This is a genomic window from Ureibacillus acetophenoni, from assembly GCF_900220965.1.
In the GTDB taxonomy this organism is placed as follows: Bacteria; Bacillota; Bacilli; order Bacillales_A; family Planococcaceae; genus Ureibacillus; species Ureibacillus acetophenoni.
Genome location: NZ_OBQC01000013.1, coordinates 1 through 26,925, shown reverse-complemented (window position 1 = coordinate 26,925; position 26,925 = coordinate 1). Strand labels below are relative to the sequence as shown.

The window sequence follows — 26,925 nt, the reverse complement described above, 5'->3', positions numbered from 1 at the left end:
TTATTTAGCCAACATACATTCAAATTCCGAAAACCTGTCTAAATAGCAACATTACGAGACAACTCTCGGTAAATCACCAGAAAATGTCTCGTATTTCGTTACCTAAAAGATTCAGCCACACATCTATTGCAGATGTTTTCTTAAAAATCCTATTACTTCATTAAATGCATCCTGTACAACTGGATCTCCCCAAGCTTCATCAAATACATGTTTGCCGTTTGGAATAGTGATTAGTTGATTTTCAATAGATACATTTGTTAATGCTTCAGACATGAGCACAGATTGTTCGTAAGGCACATCCTCATCCATCGTACCATGTAACATTAGAGTAGGTGGGTAAGTCGGTTCAATTAAATATAGTGGACAATAAGATTTTAGCTCAGTATTGTTTATGTCAGTTACTTTTCTAATCCAATCTCCACTTTGTCTACCATGCATATAAATCGCATACCTTTTTTGAATTGGTCCTACTGTAATCACTTCATTAGAGACAAGCATATCCGCAAGTTCTTTTGGAACTGCTGTCATCTTAGAATAATGAAGACTTGGTGTATGCGCCCATTCCCCTGAAATATCACCGTATCCATAAAAAGAAATAATTGCACTTGGTTTTACATCAAACGTTCCAGTTAAAAGTGCAAGGTACCCGCCAGCGGAGCCACCAATTACAGCTATTTTGTCTGGATTATAGTCAAACTGTTTTATTCCGTCTTCTTTCAACCATTTTAATGCATCTTCAATATCTGTTTTTATTTCAGGGAGCTTTGTTTCAGGTGCAAGTCGATAATCTATTGAAAACACATTGAATCCCGCATCTAAATAAAAATCAACTTGTTCAGACTTTATATCCTCTCTAGAACCCCAAACAAGACCGCCTCCATGTATATAAACAATAACAGGAGCAGACTGTATTGAAGTCGGGTAAAAATCCCCTTGTATTTCAAAATTTTGAGCTTTTTTATATACGACAGTTGTTTTCATCTTGTTGTAACACACCTTTAAATATATAATCATTTATCCATTATAGTGTAACCAAAAATTGACCAAAACGCTAAAATACTTTGACTATCACTTATGTTGTGGGTTCTTTTTGGAATTAAAGTAAATTCGTTCATAAATCATTCGAATTTGCTCAAAAGAGATATAAAAACTTGTGAATTTCTAAAAATAAAATGAAAAATTTAATAATATTTTTATCCTTTACGACTAAAAAAATATTTCACTTTTATCCACTTAACCAAATGCATGAACAAACTTCCATTTACTAAAATTATCATATAGGTTGAAAGCGCTTCCGGTCTATGACATATAAAATGTTTAGATTCAGGGAATAACTTATTGTTAGGTGATGATCCTTACATCAAAAATATTGAAGAGGGGTCTTAAAAATGGCGAAAATTTTAGTAGCAGGGGATATACCGCAAAAAGGTTTAGACTTGTTAACCGAAAAACATGAAGTGGAAGTTTTTCATGGTGAACAACTAATTTCTGAAAAAGAATTAAAAGAACGAATTCAAGATAAGGATGCTCTTTTAAGCTTACTGTCTACAGCTGTAACGAAAGACGTTATTGATCTTGCGCCGAATTTGAAAATAATTGCAAATTACGGTGCAGGTTACAACAATATAGACTTCGAATATGCTGCATCTAAAGGTATACCTACAACAAATACACCATTTGCATCAACTGCAGCAACAGCCGATTTAACCATTGGGCTCTTATTAGCAGCTGCAAGAAGAATAGTAGAAGGTGACGAAGTGTGCCGTACAGTAGGGTTTAACGGATGGGCACCTCTATTTTTTAGAGGGCGCGAAGTAACTGGCAAAACAATTGGGATTGTCGGTTTTGGACAAATCGGACAAGCTGTAGCAAAAAGAGCAGCTGCTTTTGATATGAACATCTTATACTATAGTCCAAATCGAAAAAGCGAAGAAGTTGAGAAATCATTAAATGCTACATATGTCACTTTTGATGAATTACTTCAACAATCAGATTTTATTACACTTAACTGTTCTTATAATCCAAGCATGAAACACATGTTTAGTTCGAGACAATTTGAAATGATGAAAAGAACCGCTTATTTAATTAATTGTGCCCGCGGACCAATTGTAGAAGAAGCAGCTTTAGTAAATGCTTTAAAAGAAGGTTTAATTGAAGGCGCAGCACTAGATGTTTTTGAATTCGAACCGCACATTGGAGAAGAGTTAAAGAAACTTAAAAATGTTGTGTTAACACCTCATATAGGAAATGCTACATTTGAAGCTCGTGATGACATGGCAGTCATGGCAGCTGAAAATATAGTGAAAGTATTAAATAATGAAGAACCTCTCTATGTAGTAAATGGCGTAATTAAATAGACAACTTAGTTTGGAGGAACAACTAATGACTTATGATTTAATTATTAAAAACGGTAACGTTGTATTTCGTGATGGTGTCCGTAAAGTGGATATCGGAGTGAAAAATGAAAAGATTTATTGTATCGCAGAAGTTATTACAGACGATGCAAAAGAAGTAATTGATGCAACTGGACAATATGTAATGCCTGGTATGGTGGACACGCATGTTCATATTAGTGAACCAGGTCGTACTCATTGGGAAGGATTTGAAACTGGCTCAAAAGCAATGGCAGCTGGTGGTACAACAAGTTATGTTGAAATGCCACTAAATGCACTTCCTGCAACAATTAACAAAGAAGCTCTAGATCTTAAACTTGAAGCAGCAGTTAACCAAAACTATGTTGACTATGGATTTTACGGCGGACTAGTACCTGAAAATCTAGATAAACTTGAAGAATTAGCAAATGCGGGTGTTTTAGCATTTAAATGTTTCCTTTCAGACATTACGAGTGATGTACCAGGAGATTTTACTCACGTGGACGATTATACGATGTACAAAGGGATGCAAAAGATTGCTGATTTAGGCGGTATTTTATGTATTCACGCTGAAAACCCAAATGTAACAAAAAAACTTACTGAAGAAATGATTAAAGAAGGTCGTACATCAGCAGAAGACTATGTAGATTCTCGTCCTACATTCACAGAAGTTGAAGCTGTTCAACGTGCAATTTTATTTGCTAAAGAAACAGGTTGTAAATTACATTTAGTACACATCAGTACATCTGAAGCAATTCAAGTGATTCAAAATGCAAAAGCTGAAGGTGTTGACGTAACAGTTGAGTCATGTCCACATTATTTTGCTATGAATGCTGAAATGCTACCTGAGATTGGTCCGAGAGCAAAATGTCAACCACCATTACGTAGAGCAAAAGACCAAGAAAAACTATGGGAAGAATTACTTAGCGGAAATATCGACTGGTTAACTTCTGACCATTCACCATGTACTGAAGATTTAAAACAAGGGAATATCTTTGAAGCATGGGGCGGCATTAGCGGAGTTCAAAACAACGTTGATTTAATGTTTGATTTAGCTGTTAAACAACGTGGTTTAGCAGTTGAAAAATTCGTTGATTTAATTTCTTATAACCCTTCACAAAGATTCAATTTACCAAACAAAGGTGAAATTGCAGTTACAAAAGATGCAGATATTATTTTAGTAGACCCAAATCAATCTTATGTTGTAAAAAGAGAAGATTTATATTATAAAAATAAACACTCTGCTTATGAAGGACGTAAAATTGATTGTCGCGTAACAAAAACGATCGTTCGTGGTCATGTTGTTTTTGATTTAGAACAAGGTATTGTTGGCGAACCAATCGGTAAACTACTAAGTGCATCTAAATAAGGTAGCTTTTTGAATTTTGTAGTAAAGGGAGATCATATATATGACAAACTACGACTTAATAATTAGAAATGGTCAAATTGTAACTTCAGAATCTGTTTCAAAAGGTGATATTGCCATTAAGGATGGCAAAATCGTTGAAGTAGCTTCAGAAATTAATGGACAAGCAACAAAAGAAATTAATGCAGAAGGTCTTCATGTTTTCCCTGGGTTAATTGATACGCATGTACATTTTAACGAACCTGGAAGAACAGAATGGGAAGGGATTGAAACTGGGAGTAAGAGTTTAGCTGCTGGTGGTGTCACTTCATATTTTGATATGCCATTAAACAGTACACCTCCAACGATTGATAAAGAAAACTTAGATATTAAGAGAAAACTTTCTGCTGAAAAATCAGTTGTAAACCCTAACTTCTGGGGTGGACTAGTACCAGAAAATATTGATAAATTAAAAGAACTTCATGAAAATGGAGTAATCGGATTTAAAGCATTTATGTCTCCAAGTGGTATTGATGATTTCAATCGTGCAGACGATGAAACCCTATATAAAGGGATGAAAGAAATTGCGGCAATTGGATCTAGACTTGCTGTACACGCAGAAAGTACAGTTATGTGCGACCAACTTGCAACAGAAAAGATTAAAGCAGGCAAAACATCAGCACGTGACTTTGTTGAATCTCGACCGATTATTTCTGAAATTGAAGCCGTTCGAAGACTTATTTCTTATGCTGAAGCAACAGGCTGTAAAGTCCATGTTGTTCATGCAAGTAGTAAAAAAGTCGTTGATGTAATCAATGAAGCAAAACAAAAAGGTGTAGATATTACTGTTGAAACATGTGCCCACTATTTATCTCTAACAGTAAAAGATTTAGAAGAAAAAGGTGGCTTAGCGAAATGTGCTCCACCACTACGTGATCAAGACGAAGTGGATGATTTATGGACAGCAGTACTAAATGGTGAGGTAGATATGATTGCATCTGACCATTCACCAGCGCCAACTTCAATGAAAACTGTTACAGATAATTACTTTGAAGGTTGGGGCGGTATTTCAGGTGCACAATCTACTTTGAATGTACTACTAACAGAGGGACATTTTAAACGCAACCTTCCTTTAGAGAAAATCGTTACATTAATGGCAACAAATCCAGCAAAAGTATTTGGTTTAGCGAAAAAAGGTAATATCGCTGCAGGTTTCGATGCAGATATCGCAATTGTGAACTTAAATGAAAGCTTTACATTAGAAAATGATGACTTATTCTATCGTCATCAACATTCACCATATGTAGGAATGACGTTTAATGGGAAAGTTAAAACTACAATTGTAAATGGTGAAGTTGTATTCGAAAACGGCGCTTTTCCAAATGTAAAATAAGTCGCTACATGACAAGGTAGTAAAAGAAGACGAAGGGCTGAGGTAATTTTTCTCTGCCCTTTTCTTCAATAGGGAAGGAGGATGGTTATTGGAGTTTTCTGTTAAGGATTTGTTATCATTATCATCTCTCAAAAATGCAATCGTTCTAAGTGGAAAACAATATTTACATAAAATTGTTAAAGGTTCAACAATTATGGAAGCGCCAGATATAACAGATTGGCTAAATGGTGGAGAACTGATCCTAACGAGTCTTTACCCTATTCTTTCATTTAATGAAAAAGAACAGCGGGAGTTTATAGCTAAATTAGCTGATAAGGACATTAGTGCTCTAATTATTAAAACGCATCGTTTTGTAAAGGAAATTCCCCAGTCTATTATAGATGAAGCAGAAAAATGTAAGTTACCAATCATACAAATTCCAAAAGAAGTTCCTTACGTAGATATTATGTATCCAGTAATGGAAGAGATATTAGATATTCAAGTAAAAAGACTTCAGTATTATAAAGAAATACATGATCAATTTACAGCATTATCTTTGGCAAATGAAAGTGAAGAGAAAATTATAAAAACATTAGAGAATTTAATTGGCAATCCAGTTGCTTTATTTGACCGAAATTTTTTATGTTTAGCAACAACCTCTCCTCATTTAACGAATTTCGAGATTGTTGAAAAGAATTTTCATGTAGACAAAAGTGAATTAATGAAATTTCCACATTATCGTCAAGTTGTTAAGTATTATGAAGAAAAAGAAAAAATTGGACACCAAATAGTTGTCCAAATTGAAACGATTAATCATATAAAAACTTATTTATTAATCGGAGAAATGAATAAACCATTACATGAACTTGACTTTATAGCTGTTGAAAATGCCGCTACTTCGCTATCCCTCGAATTAGTTAAAAAATTCGCAATTGCTGAGGTAGACAAACGGTTTAAAAATGATTTACTAGAACAACTGATTGAAGGGAAGTTACCTACGAATTTACTTTATCACGATGCCAATTTAATTGGGTGGGATATAGAAGGGGCCTTTGCAGTTGTATTATTTAAAATTAGAAAAAATAAAGACCAAAATTTAACGAAAAAAACTAAACGTAGAATTTCAAATGGTAATGAAGAAACGTTACTAGATGAGAGTATACATCGCTATTTACCTAATGCAATTACTGGGAATAAAAGCGGGTTAAAAGTAGTCCTGTGGAGAGTTAATGTAGAGAGCGAACAATGGTTAAATAAGATTAAAGATCGAGTTACATCAATCATTGATTGGGTGAAAAAACAAGACAACGAAATAATGATTCAAGTTGGGATAGGGACCTTAGCAGAAGATGTTAACAATATTTCAGACAGTTATATTAAGGCGCGAGATGCCTTAGAATACGGTGAAGTTTTAAATGGGAAAGAATCCATTACATCATATTCTGAATTAGGTGTCTTTAGAATGCTAGGTCAGTTCACTAATAGTGAAGATTTAAAGTCCTTTATTCCACCATCCTTACAGACGTTATTAGAATATCAACAAGCAAATAAATCAGATTTGCTTACTACATTAAAAGTATTTTTACAGTGCAATCAAAATGCAACAAAGGCATCTCAACTACTGTTTATCCATCATAAAACAGCTGTTTACCGTATTGAACGGATTAAAGAAATTACCGGCATGAATTTTGAGGATGCAGAAGAAATGTTATTAGTTCAAATTGGGTTAAAAATAATCGAACTACTTGAACGTGAGAAAATCAATAAATATTAACTTTTATAGGAGTGTTATTAATGGTTAGAAAAACGTATAAAGGTAAAAGTGTAACAGCATCTGGCCCATATTCTCATGCAGTTGATGCAGATCCATTTGTATATCTTTCTGGACAAACGGCAATGAACTCAGAGAATGTTGAAGATTTAAAAGGAGATATTGCTGAACAAACAAAGCGTTGCTTTACAAATTTAATTGAAGTACTTGAAACAGCTAATTTAACATTAGATGATGTAGTTAAAGTAAATGTATATTTAACTGATATGAATAACTTTAATGCGATGAATGAAGTATATAAAACGTTCTTCAACGATCCATATCCAGCTAGAACGTGTGTAGCTGTGTTAGCATTGCCATTAGGGGCAGAAGTTGAAATTGAATTAGTTGCTAAAAGAACAGCATAAAAGTAAATAAAGCAGTAATTAGTAATATATAGGTTAAAATGGCTATTAAAGAGTTGTTATTAGACGACTTTTTAATAGCGTTTTTTATATAGTAAAAACTCAAATACGCAACTATATAAACATTGTCATACAGTTGCGTTTTTTCAAGCATTATACATTCTTTTGAACATTTGCACTATCTTCTATTCCAATCTTGTCCCAATTCATTGTATTTTCAACGATAATAGCTATAATCGTACCCATCAATAGTCCGCTTGATAGTAAAGGTTGAGCAAACTGGGGTAAAGTTGACCATGCAGAACCTGGTATCGCAAACAATACTAAACCGATAAACAATGGAATTGCTGCACGATAAACGTTTGTAGAGTTAAATGATACCTTTTCATACCACTCAAGTGCAGAGCCAAACAGTGTTACGTACGATACGAATAAAACAGCACTACCGATACTTAATGGAAGTAGTGTGAAGAAATAACCTACTGGAGGGATAATCCCCATGATAAAGAACATAACAGAACCGAAGATAAATGGCATTCTTTCATATATTTTAGTTTGTTGGATGAAACCGATAGATGATACAAATGGTGAATATGGTACTAAACCTAATACACCAGATAAGAGACTTTGAATACCAGTAATCACAAATGAGTTACGATAGTCTTTACTTGTTGATGGCTGATCGGGATACATAATATCTGTACCTTTAATTGAACCATATTGTTTAGAAAGGTTTAAAATCCCAGTGACCACTACCGTGATAATAATCCCCATATTCCATGCTGGTTCACCGAGAGGGAATAAAAATAATTCAAGAGTAAGGGGGACATCACCACCTAGTTGACTGCTAGAACCTAAAAGTATGGCAAATAAAGGCCAGCCGATAATTATACCTATTAACATTGAATATTGTGCTATTTTTTTCGAACCTTTAACAGATAAAATTAGCACCAATAAAACAATAACAATAGATAAAAGTCCCATTCCTATATCAATTGTGCCTTCAGCTGATATAAACATACCTTCAAAGAAACTGATACAAAGTGATACACCGAATAGTAACATGAAAGTACCCATTACACTCGGGTTAAATAACTTTTCTAAAACATAGCCAAAACCTGTAATACCGATTAGGATTGTTAAAATACCAGCAATGATTACACCAACAGCAATACTTCCTCCAACTTCAGATAAAGGAATTCCTTGTGCAGCCGACATTGATGAAAGTGCTAATATTACACCCCACCATAATCCGGAAGGTCCATCCATAATTGGTCTTCTATGACCGATAATCGCTTGTAATAGACATCCAATTCCACCGATGATAAATGAAAATTGCATCGTACTTACAATTTGTTCTGCGGTTAAGTCATATGCAGCTCCAACAGTAATTGGTACGACAACAGTGTTGATAAAAATAAACATTAACCATTGTAAACCGCCAAGCCAGTTATCTGCTTTTGTTAATTCTTTTTTCATCTATTCCACTTCGACTTTCCTGAAAATTTACATAGCGACTAGCAACATAAACTCTTTGATATCTACAAAAGATAGATTGGATTTATAACCTTAAACTATTCCTCATTTGTAATTCTAATTTTCGGAAGATTTTAGATTGTCATAATAATCGTTATTTAGGTGTGTTTTTTCGACAAATTTCCATTATTTTCACCAAAAATCGTTGTTTAAACTGAACAAATGGTTGTACAAAAAAGCAGTTATGGGAATAAAGTTATGCACTGTTAATAGCTCATGCTTGTGCATTTTGTTTATTTGACATAAAGACCAATGGAATTAATCTATGTATAATAAAAAATGTTCAAAAGATGAAAACGTTTTCGATAGGCTGTTAAGTTGAAATAAGGTAATACGTTATTAGGCAGATTGAAGTGAAACTACCTAATATTGGTGAGGAAATTACTTTTTAAAATGCAAACACTATTCTTGTGATGTGAAATATATAACAAATCTCTTGTTTGAACTTTTACTTATCGATTCATATAACGTAGTTAAAAATACATCAAGAAAAAGGGAGTATGTCATATGTCAACAAAAGAAGCAAATGTGACAAACATTGAACATGTGTCAGCATTAGATGATTCACTTCATCCAAAAACTGACCAGGAAAGAACGGTTAATTCAAAAGACTATATCTTCATGTGGATTGGTGATGGAGTTAACATAGGAAATATGACGTTAGGTGCCAGTGTAATCATAGCGGGGATCGCAACGTTAAACTTGTTCCAAACTATTTTAGCAGCGCTAATTTCTATCGCAATTATCTCAACAATTTTCGCATTAAATGACCGTCTAGGTTATAAAACAGGTATTCCATACGTTGTCCAACTTAGAATGGCTTTCGGTACAAAAGGGACAATTATTTCATCTTTACTACGAGGGGTACCTGCTATCGTTTGGTACGGTATTCAAAGTTGGATTGGTGGTACCGCGTTAAACGAAATAGCTAAGATTGTAACTAATGGATCTTTTGACAATATTTTTATCTGTTTCGTAGTTCTTCAATTAGTACAAATTGTTATTTCATTATATGGTTTCCACGCTATTAAGTGGGTTGAGACAATTGCATCAGTAGTATTTATTATCGGGCTTATTTATGTATTCTATATCCTTGTAACACAATATGGTACTGAAATTACTACAACTTGGGTACAAGCTGAAGGTACTTGGGGATTACCGTTCTTCGCTCTAATTATGGTGTTCTTAGGGAACTATGCTGGTATTTTCGTAAGTGCTGCGGACTATTCGAGAGAGCTGAAAACTGGTTTAAGTAATTCTAAGCGTGGAGCATTATACTTTATTCCAATCACGCTTTCATATGGTTTTGTTATTGTTATTGGTGCAATGTTAGCATCTGCAACAGGTGTTACTAATCCTGCAATCGCATTACCAATTGTGCTTAATAACGATATTCTTGCTGTAGCAGTATCAGCATTTATCGTATTTACAGTAATCGCTACAAATATGGTGGCTAACGTTATTCCACCAACTTATGTAATTACATTACTTACTAAATTAAAATATAAACCATCTGCAATTTTAGCTGGTTTACTTGCTCTAGCTGCATTCCCTTGGTTACTTGTACAAGAGTCATCAGCTGCAGGACTAAATATGTTCGTACTTATTTACTCAGCATTTTTAGGACCAGTTATCGCTATACTTTTAGTGGATTATTATATTATTCGTAAACAAAAGGTTGATTTACAAGATTTATACAATGACGAAGGATCGTTCGCTGGGTTTAATCCAGCAGGTTTAATTGCAATGTTTGTTGGTGCTGCTGCAGCATTTATTGTAGTTGATATTGCATGGATTATTGGATTAGTTGTTGCTGGACTTACTTACTATTTATTAAATAAATATGCGTTTAAAGGTTCTAGCTTCAAAAACGGAACATCTTTTAAATAATATTAAAAAACAATACCTCATGGATATATTTCCATGAGGTATTGTTTTTTTTGTAATGTAAAAATGAGTTTGTGTTTTACACACAAACTCATTTTTACATCATACATTTATTGGTTAAGAATACTTTCGTCTTCATTTAGTATTGCCCCAATAATTAGTGCAACACGAATTCTCAAAGAGTCAGCTGGATCACGAAGAGAGCAGTTTAATATTTCCTCCGCTTTTGCAATACGATATTTCACTGTATTTCGATGAACGAATAGTTTTCTCGATGTTTCTGAAATTTCGCATTGTGTATCCAAATATACTTGAATAGTTTTAACTAATTCTTGTTCCTCTTTTGTTTTAGGAAATGCTAATGATTTTAATGTATTTTCATAAAGAGCTTTTAAATCTTTACGCGGAAGTGATTTTAACAATTCTTCTAAATCTCTCGTTTTGTAAAACTTTATAAACCCTTTCAAATTTTGTTCATAACCTGTTACGATTGCTTCCACAGCTTCATAATAAATGGTTGGTATCTCTTTTAGGGATGGCACAGAATGGCTAACACCAAAGGAAAGATTAAAATCTCCATTGAAGTTCGCTTGTACATTTTCAATAAACTGTGAAATTTTATCGATTTCTTCATCACTATATTTTGGAAATTGTAAAATTATAGCGAAATACTTTCCTTTTGTAAATAATGTTGCATTTAAGTTCTCGTGAATAATTTCATCTTCCAGTTGATCATATACCGTATTATGCAACTCACCGATTTTTTTTTCGTATAACTGCATTGTTTCATACATTTCTCCTTGGGTATCAATCGTACAAACAATACATATATTTTCAGAATCCTTTTGTAATCCATAATAATTTGAACGGTTATAAATTTCTTCGTCTGACTGGATTTTCATTTCGATTAAGTCAGAGAAAAAGTTGTTTTTTAACAATCTTGCATTTTCTTCGATTGCTTGTTCTTTTACAATAGTAAATGAAATAACATTACCAGCTTGTTCAATTGCCATTTGCGATGACGGGTAGGGTAAGGAGCGTGAATCATAAATGACGAGCATACTTGGATATTGACGCTTTGTATAAACTGGAAAAGACGTAAGACTTACTTGTTCCTTTGATGGGATTGAAAATGTCGAACCTTCACGTATGACATGTAAATCTTCTTTTACCTTTTGAAGAATTTCTAGTTTAATATCTTTCATAGATTCCTTTAAGAAGTCATGACTTTGTGCCAGTACCTCTCCTCTATGATTTAATAATAAGGTTGGACGGGCAATTAGGTGCCCTAACTGTTCTACCAAAGCACTTAAACTGTATCCTTTTATGAGCATATTTGAAAACTCTTTTTGTACATGTAGTGCATAATACAATTGCTCTGCCTCGTGATCATTCAAATAATTTAAAATATGACGGGAAACCTCACCCAATGTATGTTTTGTAGGTAAATCAATAATCGGAAATGCAAGGTTATCTGCCAATAATTTCACTTCTGGCGGCAATTGTTGGAAAAATCGACTGATTTTAATGACAATGCCTGAACAATTCAATTCGTGCATTTGTTTAATTAACTCGCAAAATTTTTCTGTATCGTCTTTAAATGCATAACCCGTTGTTAAAAGAAGGTTGTTTTCAGACAAAAAATTAATAACATCAGGAGTATCAGATATATTTACAAATTGTACATTTCTTGTCAAACCACGGTGGCCAGCTAGTACAATACCTTCCTTCATACCTTCCAAAATAAATAAATCATTAATGGTTTTCATACGTGTATCCTCGCTTAAAAGATTTCCGTGGACCATCATTTAGTCCAATGGTGAATATTTTACGTTAAATATAAACAAAAATCAAAGGATAAATTGGTCATAGTAAACAATGACAAATTTATTTTAGACTTGTAGACTAATATAATCGATGACCATGAACTTTAATATGTTCTATATAAATATGGTCGAATTATTCAAATGAAAAGGTGATAGTTATTAACGAATTATTAAAATCAAGCAATTGGATCTCGGGCTTACAGTGGCTCTTTTTTATTTTCACTAATATAGTGGTCATTCCAATCACCGTAGGAGCAGCATTCGAACTTTCATCAGGCACGATTGTAAATATGCTACAACTATCCTTTATCGTGACTGGATTAGCATGTATAGTTCAAGCATTTTTAGGTCACAAAAGAGCTATTATGGAAGGCCAATCTGGACTATGGTGGGGCGTCATCTTAACTCTATGTACTACGGCAGTAGCACAAGGGATGCCATTAGATATTTTGGGCGGAAGTTTAACTGTAGGTATTATTATTACCTCAATTATTACTCTTATCATTGGTTTAACTGGATTTGGACCTAAAATAGCTAAATTATTCAATCCTGCGGTTATGGGCGTATTTATGTTTTTATTTGGATGTCAGTTAATCGGCATATTTTTAAAAGGTATGCTAGGTATACCTTTTGGTAACCAAGCTGAAAGTGCACAAATTGATGTAGCAGTTTCATTATTATCAATTGCTATAGCGATTCTTGTAATCTTTATTAGTGTGAAGGCACATGCAAGTGTTCGCCGTTATGGTTTACTTATTGGAATTATTGTCGGATGGATCGCTTATGTACTTATTTTCAAGCCTGAAAACCCTGTTAGTGAATCTACTTCGTTCGGGCTTGAGTTATTCCCATTAGGAGAGCCTGCATGGGATCTAGGAATTATTATTACGACTGTTATCGCTGGTTTATTAAACATTGCAAATACTTTTGGAGCATTAAAAGGAACCGAAAGTATGTACAATGTGAAAACAACTAAGAAGGAATATAGAGCTTCACTTACAATTACTGGTGTTTTCACTTTTATTGCTGGGATCTTTGGACTTGTTCCGAATTCACCTTACGTTTCTTCAATCGGATTTTTAAGCCAAACGGGTATTATTAAAAGGATCCCATTTGTGCTAGGTGGATTTATGTTTTTAGTAATGGGCCTTATTCCACCTATTGGTCACTTTTTCTCACAATTACCTTTAAGTGTTGGTAGTGCTGCCTTATTTGTTTCGTATTTACTACTTTTAAATTCATCATTGAATTTCTTTAAACAAGTTAAATTTAATACGGTCAACGTGTACCGTTCTGCCGTACCAATGTTTGTTGGTGTTGTTGTAATGACTCTTCCTGCTTCATATTTCGTTACAATTCCAGATGTAATTCGTCCGGTGTTAAGTAGTGGGTTACTGGTAGGGATTATTATAGCTCTTATCCTTGAAAATCTAATTAAATGGGATAAGTACGGTGAAGAATAAAAAAACTTACTGGGATAGCAAAACCGAAAAAAACTAATATAAAGATATACTTTGAAAAGGCTGGGAGAGTTAATTCTCCCAAGCTTTTTTATTTTAATACAACAATACATAGTCTCGATAGTAATGATAAATAAATAATGTAGATCCGAATAATTAGTCCAAGCAAAGTGTTTGAAACTTGTTTTTTTATCTAATTTATCCAAATCTACAGTATATGAGATTAATCTTTATCCATCTTTGCCAAAGACTATTAAAGTGGCACCGTTTACAATTTAATAGTGAACCTTAAGTCAATACATTCAATGAAAGATTATTCAGTGCATACTATCCTCATGTATTACAAACAATAAATAGGGTTACCAGAAAAATTATTATAATTACATAGCGCAAAAAAAGGGTGGTGAAATAGGTGAACGATATGAAAGACATTATTCAAAATCTTGACTTAACTGAAGAAACAGATAGCAGACTTGAATGGTTAGCAGGATTCGGGAAAGATCCAAAAGGCGGTGTTTCTCGTTTACTCTATACAAAAGAGTGGGTTGAAGGTCAACATGCATTAAAAGAATGGATGGAAAGCGAAGGCTTAGAAGCTCAATTTGATGATATTGGAAACCTATTTGGTACGTTAAAAGGTAAAAATACAAACGAAACGATTCTAACTGGATCTCATGTGGATACTGTAACTAATGGTGGTCGTTTAGACGGCGCATACGGGATTGTAGCCGGAATTATTGCATTGAAATATTTGAAAAAGCATTTCGGTGAACCACTTAGAAACATCGAAGTTGTATCTATGGCAGAAGAAGAAGGAAGTCGTTTCCCTTACTCATTCTGGGGTTCTAAAAACATCGTTGGTTTAGCAAAACGTGAAGATGTTGAAAACATTTCTGACTTCGAAGGTGTTCCGTTTGTTGAAGCGATGAAAAAAGCTGGATTTAATTTCAGAGATGAATCAAAAGGTCCACGAGAAGATTTAAAAGCATTCGTGGAAGTACACATTGAACAAGGGAAAGTTTTGGAAACAGAACAAATTGCTGTAGGTGTAGTTAACAACATTGTTGGTCAAAGACGATACACAGTTGAGTTAACGGGTGAAGCAAATCATGCTGGTACGACGCCTATGGGTTATAGACAAGATGCTGTTTATGCTGCAAGCCATATGATTCATGAAATAATCTCTATGGCTAAAGAAACGGGAGATCCACTTGTAACAACGGTTGGAAAATTTGAAGCTTATCCTAACATCGTAAATGTTGTACCTGGTAAAGCGATTTTCACAATTGATGTACGTCATACTGAAAAAGAAGCTATTGTTTCTTTCACTGAGAAGATGACAGCAAGAATGGAAGATATCTCTAAAGAACATGAAGTTGAAATGAATATTGATCTATGGATGGATGAAGATCCGGTTCCAATGGACCAAAAAGTCGTTGAACTAATTGAAAAGCAATGTAAGGATAATGGACTTAATTATAAATTAATGCACAGCGGTGCCGGTCATGATTCTCAAATATTTGCACCTCATGTACCTACAGCTATGCTATTTGTACCAAGTCGTAAAGGCATCAGTCACAATCCTGCAGAATATACAGAACCGAAAGATTTAGCAGAAGGTGTTAAAGGTCTTATCGGTGCACTATATGAGTTAGGCTATAAATAATTTAATTCAGAGTTTTTAAAAGAAGAAACAGGTAACAATTTTTAATTTTAAATAGATTATAGTGATGTAACTTACAGATAGGAGATAGAAAAATGGGATACCCAAAAGATATACTAACAAGCAGATCAATTATTAAACACGGTTTATACGCTTTAATTACTCCAGAAGGTTTAGTTAATAATATTATTCCTGGATTTGAAAATTGTACAATTTCTATTTTAGGTTCACCAAGATTAGGTGCTAGCTTCGTTGACTACATCGTAACTATGCACGAAGGTGGAAAAAACAGCCAAGGTTTCTGTGGTGAAGAAGATGTAGAAAGCTTTGTTTATGTATTAAACGGTAAAGTAAAGGCAAAAGCTGGCGACGAAGAGTTCGTATTAGAAGAAAGTGGTTACTTATACTGCCCACCTGGTGTGAAAATGTACTTAGAAAACCAAGAATCTGGTGATTCTCGTCTATTCCTTTACAAACAAAAATACAAACCACTTGAAGGTAAAAAACCATGGACAGTATCTGGACATGCTAACCAAATTGAGTTCAGAGATTATGATGATATGCACAACGTTCATATTAAAGATCTATTACCAACAGATATCGATTTCGATATGAACTTCCATATCTTATCGTTTGATCCAGCGGCTAGCCATCCATTTATCGAAACTCACTACCAAGAGCACGGAGCTTACTTACTTTCTGGTGAAGGTATGTACAATCTTGATAATGAATGGATTCCTGTTAAAAAAGGTGACTATATCTTTATGGGTCCTTATGTACACCAAGCAGCTTACGCAGTTGGTAGAGAACCACTAGCTTATGTATATTCAAAAGATTGTAACCGTGACGCATCTCTAGAGAAAAAATAATTTTAACACCAAAATTTCGTAATTACTTAATACAGCTGGTCAACATAAAAAGTAGGTGTCTAAATAATGAGAGTTACAAAAGAAAAGTTAAAAGAATTAATTAAAAATAAACTGCATAAAGCAGGTTTAACTGAAAGTCATGCAGATACAGCAGCAGACGTTTTAGTTTTTGCTGATGCTCGTGGAATTCACTCACATGGATCAATGCGTGTAGAGTACTATTCAGAACGAATTGCAAAGGGTGGAATTAATACAAGTCCAAATTTCCAATTTGAAAAAACTGGTCCTTGTTCTGGTGTATTTCACGCTGATGGAGGATCAGGACTTGTAGCTGCGAAAGAAGCAATGATTGAGGCGATTAATATCGCTAAAGAAAATGGTGTTGCTATCGTTGGTGTTGAAAACATGTCACATAGTGGTGCAATATCATACTTTACTGAACAAGCAGCGGATGAAGATTTAGTTGCAATTAGTGTTACTTTATCTGATCCAATGGTAGTTCCATTTGGTGGGGCTGAACCTTATTATGGAACAAACCCAATTGCTTTTGCAGCGCCAAGTAGTGATGGAAGAAAAATTACTTTAGATATGGCAACTACTGTTCAAGCTTGGGGTAAAATCTTGTATGCAAGATCGAAAAATGAATCAATCCCTGATACATGGGCAGTTGATGCTAATGGAAACCCAACTACAGATCCACATAAAGTAAATGCATTATTACCGATTTCAGGTCCAAAAGGATATGGGCTTATGATGATGGTTGACGTATTATCAGGAGTTCTTCTTGGATTACCATTTGGTAACAAGGTGACTTCTATGTACAGCGATTTATCTGAATATCGCAAATTAGGTCAACTTCACATCGTAATTAATCCATCATACTTTACTGACTTAAATAAGTTTAAAGAAAATATTACTCAAACAATGACAGATTTAAATGGTATTAAACCTGCTCCAGGCTTTACTAAAGTTTTATACCCTGGTCAAAACAATGATGAAGTAATTGAAAAGTATGAAAAAGATGGAATCGATATTGTCGATGACATTTATGAATATTTAGTTTCTGACGTAGTTCATAACAACAAATATGATAATAAAGACCCGTTTGCTGAGTAAATAGGTTTCTCATAGGAAAGTGGTGAAGTGGGATGAGAGTAAGTAAAGAAAAATTAAAAGAATTAATTTCCAATAAGCTTCATAAAGCTGGTTTAACAGAAGAACATGCAGCTGGTGTTGCAGATGTATTAGTTCATGCTGATGCACGAGGAGTACACTCCCATGGTGCTATGCGTGTAGAATACTATGCTGAACGTATTGCAAAAGGCGGAATCACACATAATCCAAACTTTACATTTGAAAAGACTGGTCCTTCTTCTGCAATATTCGATGGAGACAACGGTGTAGGACATGTAGCTGCAAAATTAGCGATGGATGAAGCGATCAAGATGGCAAAAGAAAACGGAGTCGCTGTAGTAGGTGTCCGTAGAATTGGCCATAGTGGTGCACTTTCTTATTTCGTACAACAAGCTGCTGAAGCAGATTTAATCGGTATATCTTTATGTCAGTCCGATCCAATGGTAGTTCCTTTTGGTGGAGCTGAACCTTATTATGGAACAAACCCAATTGCTTTTGCCGCACCAGGTAAAGATGGTAAACATATTACATTTGATATGGCAACTACAGTACAAGCTTGGGGTAAAATTCTTCATGCTAGATCGAAAAACGAACAAATCCCTGAAACATGGGCAGTAGATAGTAACGGAGAACCAACTACAGATCCATTTAAAGTAAATGCTTTACTTCCAATCTCAGGACCAAAAGGCTATGGTCTTATGATGATGGTAGACGTATTATCTGGAATTCTATTAGGATTACCATTTGGTAAGAATGTATCTTCTATGTACCATGACTTAACGGAAGGTCGTAATTTGGGTCAATTACATATCGTTATTAACCCAGAATTCTTTACAAATTTAGATACGTTTAAAGAAGCAATCTCACAAACAATGCAAGATTTAAACGACATCAAACCTGCACCAGGATATAACCAAGTTTACTATCCTGGACAAAGAAGTGCAGAAAGAGAAGCAGCATACGAAAAAGACGGCATTGAAATTGTCGATCATATCTATGACTATTTAACTTCTGATGTTATCCATAACAACGCATATGATCATAAAAGCCCGTTTGCAAAATAAAAAGTAAAGTTGCTGTAGAAGGGGCGGCTATTAAATAAGTCGTCCTTTTTCTATGGAAATCATTAAAGTACAAAATTGAAGAAGAGGTGCATATTAACATGCTTTATACAATTGTAAAACAGAATTCATATCAGGATTCAGTTAACTTAATGCTTCTTACAAACAAAATCTCTACTATGGAAGGCATTAACAAAGTTCAAGTTATGATGGGAACTCCTGCGAACAAAGATATCTTCAAAGGATCTGGTCTTTATACTGAGGAGCTTGAAGGCGCTGCTTCAAACGATATGTGTATCGTTGTTGACACTGACTCAGAAGAAAAAATTCAAGAGGTACTTGATGAAGTAGATAACTATTTAAATAACCAAGCTATTGCAGGTAGCAAAGAAGCTTTCGAAACTGTTCGTTCTTGGGATAAAGCAACAAAAGCTTTACCAGGTGCAAACTTAGCAATTATCTCTACACCTGGACAATATGCTGCAGAAGAAGCTGAAAAGGCTATTGATCGTGATATGCACGTATTAATTTTCAGTGACAACGTAACTGTTGAAGATGAGCGTCGTATTAAAGAAAAAGCACATGACAAAGGTCTATTAGTAATGGGTCCTGACTGTGGTACAGCAATCGTTTCTGGTGTACCTCTTGCATTTGCAAACGTTATGAAAACTGGAAAAATAGGTGTAATCGGTGCTTCTGGTACTGGTATTCAAGAAGTTATTACACAAATCGACCGTTTAGGTGCTGGTATTAGCCATGCAATCGGAACTGGTGGACGTGACTTAAACGATAAAATCGGTGCTATTACAATGTTAGATGGTATTAAAGCATTAGCACAACATAGCCAAACTGAAGTTATTACATTAATTTCTAAGCCACCTGCAAAAGAAGTACGTGACCAAGTAGTTCAATTACTACAAAGTCTTTCAAAACCAGTAGTAGCGATCTTCCTTGGTGAAGAGCCACACAACCATGAAGGTAATGTTTACTATGCAAATACTCTTGAAGAAACAGCTGCAATTGCTGTTGATCTTGCTAAAGGTAACGAAGTTAAAGCTAACTACAACACTTTACAAGGTGAAGTACCAAGCGTTGAGCTAAAACCTGAACAAAAAACAATTAAAGCTTTATATTCAGGTGGAACTTTAGGATACGAAGCAGCTACTCTTATTGCTAGAGGCCTAAACTATGATAATTCAGGTGCTCACGAAGAAGGTTACTTATTAAGTACTGACGGATTTGAAGTAATCGACCTTGGAGATGATATTTATACTCAAGGTAAACCACACCCAATGATTGACCCTGATACAAGAATTCAATACTTCCAAAAAGCAGCTCAAGATGAGTCTACTGCAATTATTCTTTTTGATGTTGTTCTTGGATATGGTTCTCATGAAGATATGGCTAGTGCATTAATTCCTGGAATTGAAAAAATCCAAAAAGAAGCACAAGCAAATGGCAAAAACATTTACTTTGTTGCAACTGTATGTGGTACTGACCAAGATCCACAAGGAATTGATGATCAAAAAGCTAAATTACAAAAAGCTGGCGTAATTATCCGTGATAGTAACAACCAAGCAGTATTAACAGCTTTAGCTATGTTAGACATGCAAATTGAAGAAGTTCAAAAAGAAGTAGTAGCTGGTCCTGAAGTAGCAAAAGTAGATGTTACAGTTTCAGAAGCAATCGAAAAATTATTAACTGAAAAACCAAACGTAGTTAACGTAGGGTTAAAGAAATTTACTGAAGCGATTACTGCTACTGGTGGAAGAGTTGTTCAATACGACTGGCGTCCAGTTGCTGGCGGTAACCCAAGAATGCGTAAAATTTTAAGCTTACTTAAATAATTTCGAATTCTAAAACTTCTATTTAAACCCTTTAATTAGTCATACCTCACAAAAGGTGTTCATCACCTTTTGTGGCGGATCGGCTTTGTAATATTAGGTCGACAATAATACGAGCGATCTTGTACATAGGGGTTAATCTTTGAAGTTGGATTGATGCAAATATTTGGAATTAATGAATGTTCAGGAGGAATTATAATGTACGGACAATATAAAACAATTGATGAAGCAAACAGAGCGGTTATCGATAAAGTTGTATCAAGTTCTCCATTTTTAGTGGATGTTGTTCCAGCTAAATCTGTTATTGAAGAACTAAATGGTAAAGTAATTTTACACGCTGGTCCACCAATTAAATGGGAAAACATGACTAGCCCAATGCAAGGTTCTTGTGTAGGTGCCACTCTTTTCGAAGGTTGGGCAAATGATGCTGACGAAGCTCGCAAAATGCTTGAAAATGGCGAAATTACATTTATCCCTTGTCACCATGTAAACGCAGTTGGACCAATGGGTGGTATTACTTCTGGAAGCATGCCAGTTCTAGTAGTAGAAAACCGTGACGGTGGAAACCGTGCTTACTGTACTATGAACGAAGGTATCGGTGCGGTATTACGTTTCGGAGCATACTCTGATGAAGTTATTAACCGTTTAAAATGGTTCAGAGATGTACTTGGACCAACAATTGCTAAAGCTCTAAAAGTAAAAGGCGATGGCTTAAACGTAAACGTTGCGATGGCAAAAGCAATTACAATGGGTGATGAGTTCCACCAACGTAATATCGCAGGTTCATTAATTTTCTTAAAAGATATTACTCCATACATCTTACAAACAGATGTAAATGAAAAAGACAAACTAGACGTTATTCAATTCTTAGCAGATACTGACCAATTCTTCTTAAATATTGCAATGGCTACTGGTAAAGCAGTAATGGATACAGCTAGACAAATTCAACATGGTACAGTTGTAACTGCAATGTGCCGTAACGGTTATGAATTTGGTATCCGTATTGCAGGTATGGGTGACGAATGGTTTACAGCGCCAGTTAACACACCTCAAGGTTTATTCTTCACAGGATATGATCAAGACATGGCTTGTCCTGACATGGGAGATAGTGCTATCACTGAAACATTTGGTGTTGGTGGATTCGCTATGATCGCGGCTCCTGGTGTTACTCGTTTCGTTGGTGCAGGTGGTATGGACGATGCAGTTACTACAAGTAACGAAATGATGGAAATCTGTATTGATCACAATCCAAACTTCTCAATTCCAACATGGGATTTCCAAGGTGCTACTCTTGGAATCGACGCAAGAAAAGTTGTTGAAACTGGTATCGAGCCAATTATCAACACTGGTATTGCACATAAAGAAGCAGGCGTTGGTCAAATCGGTGCAGGTACTGTACGTGCTCCATTAGCATGTTTCGAAAAAGCAATTGAAGCTTATGCTGTAAAACTTGGTCTAATTGACCCACAATAAATGAATAAACATACTCTTTTTGGAGAGGGATATAGTCATCTAATTCCTCTCCTTCTTTTTAAAAAAGGTAATGGAATTGTTCATAGCCGTTTTACAAATGGTTTAAACATTAAAATGGGTGATTCGCTTATTTTTATTGGAACAACTAAAAACGGCTTTCTTCCATTCGGAATTCATCTCAATGAAAGAGATACAGCATTAGCTGTTTTCTCTGTTAATAATGGAGAGGCAGTAAGTTGGAATGAGAGAACAAATTCCATCGAATTTCAAAATTTTATGATTAGCTTAGATCGGGCAAATCCTTTTAAAAATGAAATATCTGAACTTAAAAATGATCAAGTTTTTGAAAGTAGTTTTACCCGATTTAGTACCCATTTAATGAGCATAGAAGAACGAACTGGTTTAGATGTTTCAATCCGTGATTTTATTAATAACTATAAAGGTTTCAATGATCAGGATACAACTGGTATTGATATGTACCTTATGCTATTAATAAAAGCGGCTATTACAAGTGATGAGTCGTTAATGGACAAGGCGTTCCGTTATTTTCTTGGCAGAGGTAATGGTTTAACTCCATCAGGTGACGATATGATCGTAGGACTACTTGCTTTTGATGCTGTCACACATTTTTTATCCACTCGATTTTATGACAAACTTTCTGAACTAATAGAAAATGAGTCAATTACTACTGATGTGGCAAAAGAATATTTACGTTATGCAGTGAAACAAGAGTACAGTTCGACTGTATCTGATATGGTTAATACACTTGCTAATGGAGAGAACGAGAACTTCGAGAAAGATTTTCAAAATTTACTTGGAGTTGGACACAGTTCAGGACTTGATACATTATTTGGTATACTAATTGGTATGCTTTCATTCAAAACTAAAAAAACAAATTAACGAAATGATTTAGGAGTGTTTATATGAGCAAAATCGTTCTAGCGATTGGTGGAAATGCCATCATTAAAGAAGGACAAAAAGGTACAATTGAAGAACAAAGACAAAACTTACTTGAGAGCTCTAAGCCTGTTCTTGATTTAATGGATCAAGGTCATACAGTAGTAATTACTCACGGAAATGGTCCACAAGTTGGTAATACATTAATCCGTGGGGAAATGGCTAAATCTGTTATCCCTGAGTATCCTTTAGATGTTTATGGTGCTGAAACGCAAGGGAACATCGGGTATTTAATCCAACAAATCTTTAAAAATGAAATGTCAGCTCGTAATATTAATAAAACAATTGCTACAGTTGTAACTCAATCAGTTGTAGATAAAGAAGATCCAGCATTCCAAAGCCCGACAAAACCTATCGGACCATTCTATTCTAAAGAAGATATGGAGAAAATCGTAGCTTCTGACGAAAACTTAACATTCGTTGAAGATGCAGGTCGTGGATATAGACGTGTTGTTGCATCTCCAAAACCAGTTCGTATTGTTGAAAAAGAAGCAATCGAAACATTATTAAACAATGGAATTTCTGTAATTTCAACTGGCGGTGGCGGTATTCCTGTAGTTGAAAACGACGGCAAAATCGAAGGTATCGAAGCTGTTATCGACAAAGACTTCGCAAGTGCTTTACTTGCTGCTGATATTAGCGCAGATTACCTATTCATCTTAACAGGTGTTGAACAAGTAGCGATTAACTTCGGTAAACCAAACCAAGAGAATTTACTAGAAATGACAATTGATGACGCGCTTCGTTATTTAGACGAAGGTCAATTCCCTAAAGGAAGCATGGGACCAAAAATTGAAGCTGCTATTCTTTTCCTACAAAAAGGTGGAAAAAACTGTATCATCACTTCAATTGACAAACTTCAAGAAGCTCTTGAAGGAAAAACTGGTACTCGTATCGTAAACAATAAATAATTTAATTACAGTCTGTTTACCACTATATTTCAACATATAGTGTAAACAGACTTTTTTCTATAGCATAATAATATTTTAACCATTTAAAGTTTAGTTACATATGAGATAATATAAGTATAAAAAGTTATGATAGGGGATATCTGAATGGATACGAAGGAAAGATATCAAATACTATTTAATAAAATTAATCAATATAGCTCAGGTGACATAGGAATTACAAGAGTTGCTTATACAAATGAAGAACAAGCTTGTACACAAGCGTTTATGCGAATGTGTAAAGCAGAAGGACTAGACATTCGTATGGATGAATGTGGAAACGTCATAGCTAGAAGGGAAGGACGTTTTAACGATCTTCCCCCTATATTAATGGGCTCTCATTTAGATACTGTTTATCAAGCGGGAAAGTATGATGGAGTGGTAGGTGTTACTGCTGCATTAGAAGTAGTGAAAAGATTAAATGAAAAGGGCATTGTAACTGATCATCCAATTGAAGTTATTTCATTTGCCTGTGAAGAGTCTGCAAGATTTGGCGTTTCTACATTAGGAAGTAAAGCGATGGTTGGTTTGTTTGATAAAGATAAAGTACGTTATCTTAAAGATCGCAATGGCGTAACATTAGAAGAAGCTCTATCATTATATGCTTTAGAAATTGATAGCGTTGAAAATGCTAGTAGAAAAAATGAGAAGATAAAAGCGTTCTTCGAATTACACGTAGAACAAGGTCCTGTTTTAGAAAATGCAAATAAAAAAATCGGTATCGTTACTGGCATTGCAGCACCAGTTCGATATTTCATTAAAATTCAAGGTACTCCTTCCCATTCAGGTACAACTCCAATGAATATGAGAAGTGATGCATTATTAGGTGCTTCTGAAATCGCACTAGAACTTGAAAAAATAGCTAAAGAAGAACAAGTGTATGGGACTGTAGCGACAGTTGGTGTCTTAACAATTCAAGCAGGTGCAATGAATGTTGTACCAGGAGAAGTAGAAATAAAAGTAGACATTCGTTCGACTTCAATTGAATCACGACAAAGGGTAGTTGATCATTTGCATCAAGTAATTGAATTTGTCGGAGAAACAAGACAGCTTAAAATTTTAAGTAAGGAGTTAGCCTCTGAGGAGCCTGTATTGCTATCTGAAGATATTATTAACGAGGCTGAATCAATTTGTTCTAATAAAGACATCCCTTACAATGTGATGGTAAGTGGCGCAGGTCATGATGCTATGAATATGGTGAAATTATGCCCAACTGGACTTATTTTTGTGCCATCAGTAAAAGGTCTTAGTCACCATCCAGAAGAGTTTACAGAGATTGATGATATTATGTTAGGAATAGATGTGTTAGAAGAATTGATTATTCATTATTCTAAAAAGGAATCAATCATTAGTTAATCTAATTTTATTATGTTTTGTAAAACGATCATGTAAAAATGCATGGTTGTTTTTTTTATGTTTATTTGTGAATGAAAATAGTTCCATAGAATTATTTCTGGAACGTTGAATAATTATGTACAAAGAATATTTTGAAATATGATAATCTAAAGGTAGGGAATAAATGGATAATATGAGTTAAAGGCAGCTCTTATTTTGTTAAAACAATCGATATTTTTAGTTTTCTATTTAATAGTATCTGATGAAAGGAGAGTGGAAGATGGAATCTAAACTAATCATCCTTCGAGGAAATTCGGGCAGTGGTAAAACAACCATTGCAAATTGTCTTCAAACTCATTTTGGACGTGGAACTCTTTTAGTTTCCCAGGATATTATTCGTCGTGAAATGTTAAAGGTTAATGATCGAGAAGGAAACCTTTCGATTGATTTAATTCGCCAAATCGCAGAGTACGGAAAAGGAAAATGTGAAATTGTAATTGTGGAAGGAATACTATATTCAAAATTTTATTGTGAGATGCTAAAGAACTTAATCCAGTTTTTTAACAATAAAGCATTTACATATTATTTCGATTTACCCTTTGAAGAAACGGTTAGACGCCACAATACTCGCGCGAAAAAAGACGATTTTGGAGAGGAATCTTTACGTTCTTGGTGGATAGAGAAGGATTATCTTGGAGTCGACGGAGAAACGAAATTGACAGCTGAAATGTCCCAAAACGAAATATTAGATTTAATTATAAATCAATTGAACAATTCAATTACAGTAAATCATTGATGGAGGAAAAATGAAAGAGACCATTTATAATTATAATGATTTGTTACAGATGTTAGATTCTTTATTAAGAGAGCCGTCTCAATTTTGGGATAGTTTTTATGCTGATCGTTCTAAAAAGATCCCCTTCTTTGTCAATTCACCAGATGAAAATCTAGTAAGTTACTTTGAAAGCGGAATACTTAAACAAGGAAAAGTTCTTGAACTTGGATGTGGTCCGGGTCGTAATGCTATTTATCTAGCAGAACAAGGGTGCAATGTGGATGCAGTAGATTTATCCGTTGAATCTCTTAATTGGGCTAGAGAACGAGCTAATGAAAAAAAAGTTTCAATTAACTTTATCTATCAAAACATTTTTGACCTAGAAATTGAAAAAAGAACATATGATTTTGTATATGATTCTGGTTGTTTTCATCAGATTGCACCTCATCGTAGAATGAGTTACATAACATTAGTGAACAATTCTTTGAAACAAAATGGTTACTTTGCTATCACTTGCTTCGAACAAGGCGGAGAGTACGGTGGTGCAAATATAACTGATTGGGAAGTTTATCGACAAAGGAGCCTTCATGGTGGCTTAGGTTACACCGTAGAAAAGTTGAGAGAAATATTTAAAGATTTCAAGGAAATCGAAATTCGAAAAATGGTCGAATATGAACAACCAAATCATAAGTTTGGAGTGTCAGGTTTTTTAACTGCGCTTCTTCAAAAGTGTTAATCTTCTAGTATCGTTCGAACCATTTTAAACGTAACCATAAAAGGAATAATCCGTATCTTTAATAAGCACAGTGGTGAAATGTCAACCTAGAAAAACATCAAAATTGGAAATTCATTAAGCATTCAACATCTCAATTTCCTTTTTTAAGCGCACTTAAA

The 26,925-nt window shown here is 34.6% G+C and carries 21 protein-coding genes; 18 read left to right on the top strand and 3 right to left on the bottom strand.

Features of this window, described 5'->3' with window-relative positions:
* Window positions 1-123: 123 nt before the first annotated feature.
* Window positions 124-981, bottom strand: a complete 858-nt coding sequence (locus CRO45_RS15260) for an alpha/beta hydrolase (protein ID WP_097150495.1) — start codon at window positions 979-981, stop codon at window positions 124-126.
* A 407-nt stretch (window positions 982-1,388) separates the two neighbouring features.
* Between CRO45_RS15260 and CRO45_RS15255 the strand changes: the two genes are divergently transcribed.
* The 5 genes from CRO45_RS15255 to CRO45_RS15235 all read left to right on the top strand — a co-directional run bounded on the left by CRO45_RS15255 (window position 1,389) and on the right by CRO45_RS15235 (window position 7,267).
* Window positions 1,389-2,357, top strand: a complete 969-nt coding sequence (locus CRO45_RS15255) for a 2-hydroxyacid dehydrogenase family protein (protein WP_097150494.1) — start codon at window positions 1,389-1,391, stop codon at window positions 2,355-2,357.
* Window positions 2,358-2,382: 25 nt separating this feature from the next.
* Window positions 2,383-3,741 carry an allantoinase AllB gene (allB, locus tag CRO45_RS15250; protein ID WP_097150493.1) on the top strand — a complete coding sequence of 453 codons (1,359 nt, stop codon included), beginning with the start codon at window positions 2,383-2,385 and terminating at the stop codon, window positions 3,739-3,741.
* Between the two features lie 40 nt (window positions 3,742-3,781).
* Complete coding sequence (locus CRO45_RS15245) at window positions 3,782-5,110, top strand: allantoinase (protein WP_097150492.1); 1,329 nt, start codon at window positions 3,782-3,784, stop codon at window positions 5,108-5,110.
* 88 nt (window positions 5,111-5,198) lie between these two features.
* Window positions 5,199-6,863, top strand: a complete 1,665-nt coding sequence (locus CRO45_RS15240) for a PucR family transcriptional regulator (protein ID WP_097150491.1) — start codon at window positions 5,199-5,201, stop codon at window positions 6,861-6,863.
* Window positions 6,864-6,883: 20 nt separating this feature from the next.
* Window positions 6,884-7,267 (top strand): RidA family protein, encoded by a 384-nt coding sequence (locus tag CRO45_RS15235; RefSeq protein ID WP_097150490.1) that lies wholly within the window; start codon window positions 6,884-6,886, stop codon window positions 7,265-7,267.
* Window positions 7,268-7,417: 150 nt separating this feature from the next.
* Here the strand turns inward: CRO45_RS15235 and CRO45_RS15230 are convergent, their stop codons facing one another.
* Complete coding sequence (locus CRO45_RS15230; RefSeq protein ID WP_097150489.1) at window positions 7,418-8,743, bottom strand: uracil/xanthine transporter; 1,326 nt, start codon at window positions 8,741-8,743, stop codon at window positions 7,418-7,420.
* A 564-nt stretch (window positions 8,744-9,307) separates the two neighbouring features.
* Between CRO45_RS15230 and CRO45_RS15225 the strand changes: the two genes are divergently transcribed.
* A complete protein-coding gene (locus CRO45_RS15225) occupies window positions 9,308-10,690 on the top strand; it encodes an NCS1 family transporter (protein WP_097150488.1) in 1,383 nt (460 codons plus the stop codon).
* Window positions 10,691-10,797: 107 nt separating this feature from the next.
* On the opposite strand, the gene CRO45_RS15220 is transcribed toward CRO45_RS15225, so the two are convergent.
* A complete protein-coding gene (locus tag CRO45_RS15220) occupies window positions 10,798-12,456 on the bottom strand; it encodes a PucR family transcriptional regulator (protein WP_170949512.1) in 1,659 nt (552 codons plus the stop codon).
* Between the two features lie 206 nt (window positions 12,457-12,662).
* On the opposite strand from CRO45_RS15220, the gene CRO45_RS15215 reads away from it, so the two are divergent.
* The 12 genes from CRO45_RS15215 (at window position 12,663) to CRO45_RS15160 (ending at window position 26,767) form a co-directional block, all read left to right on the top strand.
* Window positions 12,663-13,976: a uracil/xanthine transporter gene (locus CRO45_RS15215; RefSeq protein WP_235864615.1), complete on the top strand. Its 1,314-nt coding sequence runs from the start codon at window positions 12,663-12,665 to the stop codon at window positions 13,974-13,976.
* 418 nt (window positions 13,977-14,394) lie between these two features.
* On the top strand, window positions 14,395-15,639 hold the full coding sequence (gene allC / locus CRO45_RS15210) for an allantoate deiminase (RefSeq protein ID WP_097150588.1): 1,245 nt from the start codon (window positions 14,395-14,397) through the stop codon (window positions 15,637-15,639).
* A 92-nt stretch (window positions 15,640-15,731) separates the two neighbouring features.
* On the top strand, window positions 15,732-16,505 hold the full coding sequence (gene allE, locus CRO45_RS15205; protein ID WP_097150486.1) for a (S)-ureidoglycine aminohydrolase: 774 nt from the start codon (window positions 15,732-15,734) through the stop codon (window positions 16,503-16,505).
* Between the two features lie 66 nt (window positions 16,506-16,571).
* Window positions 16,572-17,621: an ureidoglycolate dehydrogenase gene (allD, locus tag CRO45_RS15200; RefSeq protein WP_097150485.1), complete on the top strand. Its 1,050-nt coding sequence runs from the start codon at window positions 16,572-16,574 to the stop codon at window positions 17,619-17,621.
* Between the two features lie 32 nt (window positions 17,622-17,653).
* Window positions 17,654-18,703 (top strand): ureidoglycolate dehydrogenase, encoded by a 1,050-nt coding sequence (gene allD, locus CRO45_RS15195; protein ID WP_097150484.1) that lies wholly within the window; start codon window positions 17,654-17,656, stop codon window positions 18,701-18,703.
* 98 nt (window positions 18,704-18,801) lie between these two features.
* A complete protein-coding gene (gene fdrA / locus CRO45_RS15190) occupies window positions 18,802-20,547 on the top strand; it encodes an acyl-CoA synthetase FdrA (protein ID WP_097150483.1) in 1,746 nt (581 codons plus the stop codon).
* A 195-nt stretch (window positions 20,548-20,742) separates the two neighbouring features.
* Entirely contained in the window at window positions 20,743-22,017 is a 1,275-nt protein-coding gene (locus CRO45_RS15185; RefSeq protein WP_097150482.1) for a YlbE family protein, read from the top strand.
* Complete coding sequence (locus CRO45_RS15180) at window positions 22,018-22,917, top strand: DUF2877 domain-containing protein (RefSeq protein ID WP_097150481.1); 900 nt, start codon at window positions 22,018-22,020, stop codon at window positions 22,915-22,917. It begins immediately after the preceding gene.
* A 23-nt stretch (window positions 22,918-22,940) separates the two neighbouring features.
* A complete protein-coding gene (gene arcC / locus CRO45_RS15175) occupies window positions 22,941-23,885 on the top strand; it encodes a carbamate kinase (RefSeq protein ID WP_097150480.1) in 945 nt (314 codons plus the stop codon).
* Window positions 23,886-24,029: 144 nt separating this feature from the next.
* The gene (locus tag CRO45_RS15170; protein ID WP_097150479.1) at window positions 24,030-25,277 is read left to right on the top strand and encodes a Zn-dependent hydrolase; all 1,248 of its coding nucleotides are present in this window, start codon (window positions 24,030-24,032) and stop codon (window positions 25,275-25,277) included.
* Between the two features lie 259 nt (window positions 25,278-25,536).
* On the top strand, window positions 25,537-26,052 hold the full coding sequence (locus tag CRO45_RS15165) for a kinase (RefSeq protein ID WP_097150478.1): 516 nt from the start codon (window positions 25,537-25,539) through the stop codon (window positions 26,050-26,052).
* Between the two features lie 10 nt (window positions 26,053-26,062).
* Entirely contained in the window at window positions 26,063-26,767 is a 705-nt protein-coding gene (locus tag CRO45_RS15160) for a class I SAM-dependent methyltransferase (RefSeq protein WP_097150477.1), read from the top strand.
* Window positions 26,768-26,925: the final 158 nt, after the last annotated feature.

Coding starts and splice junctions, on each gene's coding strand:
- CRO45_RS15235 (WP_097150490.1), top strand. CDS start 6,884: ATGGTTAGAAAAACGTATAAAGGTAAAAGTGTAACAGCATCTGGCCCA.
- CRO45_RS15255 (WP_097150494.1), top strand. CDS start 1,389: ATGGCGAAAATTTTAGTAGCAGGGGATATACCGCAAAAAGGTTTAGAC.
- CRO45_RS15170 (WP_097150479.1), top strand. CDS start 24,030: ATGGATACGAAGGAAAGATATCAAATACTATTTAATAAAATTAATCAA.
- allB (WP_097150493.1), top strand. CDS start 2,383: ATGACTTATGATTTAATTATTAAAAACGGTAACGTTGTATTTCGTGAT.
- arcC (WP_097150480.1), top strand. CDS start 22,941: ATGAGCAAAATCGTTCTAGCGATTGGTGGAAATGCCATCATTAAAGAA.
- allC (WP_097150588.1), top strand. CDS start 14,395: ATGAAAGACATTATTCAAAATCTTGACTTAACTGAAGAAACAGATAGC.
- CRO45_RS15245 (WP_097150492.1), top strand. CDS start 3,782: ATGACAAACTACGACTTAATAATTAGAAATGGTCAAATTGTAACTTCA.
- CRO45_RS15260 (WP_097150495.1), bottom strand. CDS start 981: ATGAAAACAACTGTCGTATATAAAAAAGCTCAAAATTTTGAAATACAA.
- CRO45_RS15220 (WP_170949512.1), bottom strand. CDS start 12,456: ATGAAAACCATTAATGATTTATTTATTTTGGAAGGTATGAAGGAAGGT.
- CRO45_RS15180 (WP_097150481.1), top strand. CDS start 22,018: ATGAATAAACATACTCTTTTTGGAGAGGGATATAGTCATCTAATTCCT.
- CRO45_RS15230 (WP_097150489.1), bottom strand. CDS start 8,743: ATGAAAAAAGAATTAACAAAAGCAGATAACTGGCTTGGCGGTTTACAA.
- CRO45_RS15165 (WP_097150478.1), top strand. CDS start 25,537: ATGGAATCTAAACTAATCATCCTTCGAGGAAATTCGGGCAGTGGTAAA.
- fdrA (WP_097150483.1), top strand. CDS start 18,802: ATGCTTTATACAATTGTAAAACAGAATTCATATCAGGATTCAGTTAAC.
- allD (WP_097150485.1), top strand. CDS start 16,572: ATGAGAGTTACAAAAGAAAAGTTAAAAGAATTAATTAAAAATAAACTG.
- allE (WP_097150486.1), top strand. CDS start 15,732: ATGGGATACCCAAAAGATATACTAACAAGCAGATCAATTATTAAACAC.
- CRO45_RS15225 (WP_097150488.1), top strand. CDS start 9,308: ATGTCAACAAAAGAAGCAAATGTGACAAACATTGAACATGTGTCAGCA.
- CRO45_RS15185 (WP_097150482.1), top strand. CDS start 20,743: ATGTACGGACAATATAAAACAATTGATGAAGCAAACAGAGCGGTTATC.
- allD (WP_097150484.1), top strand. CDS start 17,654: ATGAGAGTAAGTAAAGAAAAATTAAAAGAATTAATTTCCAATAAGCTT.
- CRO45_RS15160 (WP_097150477.1), top strand. CDS start 26,063: ATGAAAGAGACCATTTATAATTATAATGATTTGTTACAGATGTTAGAT.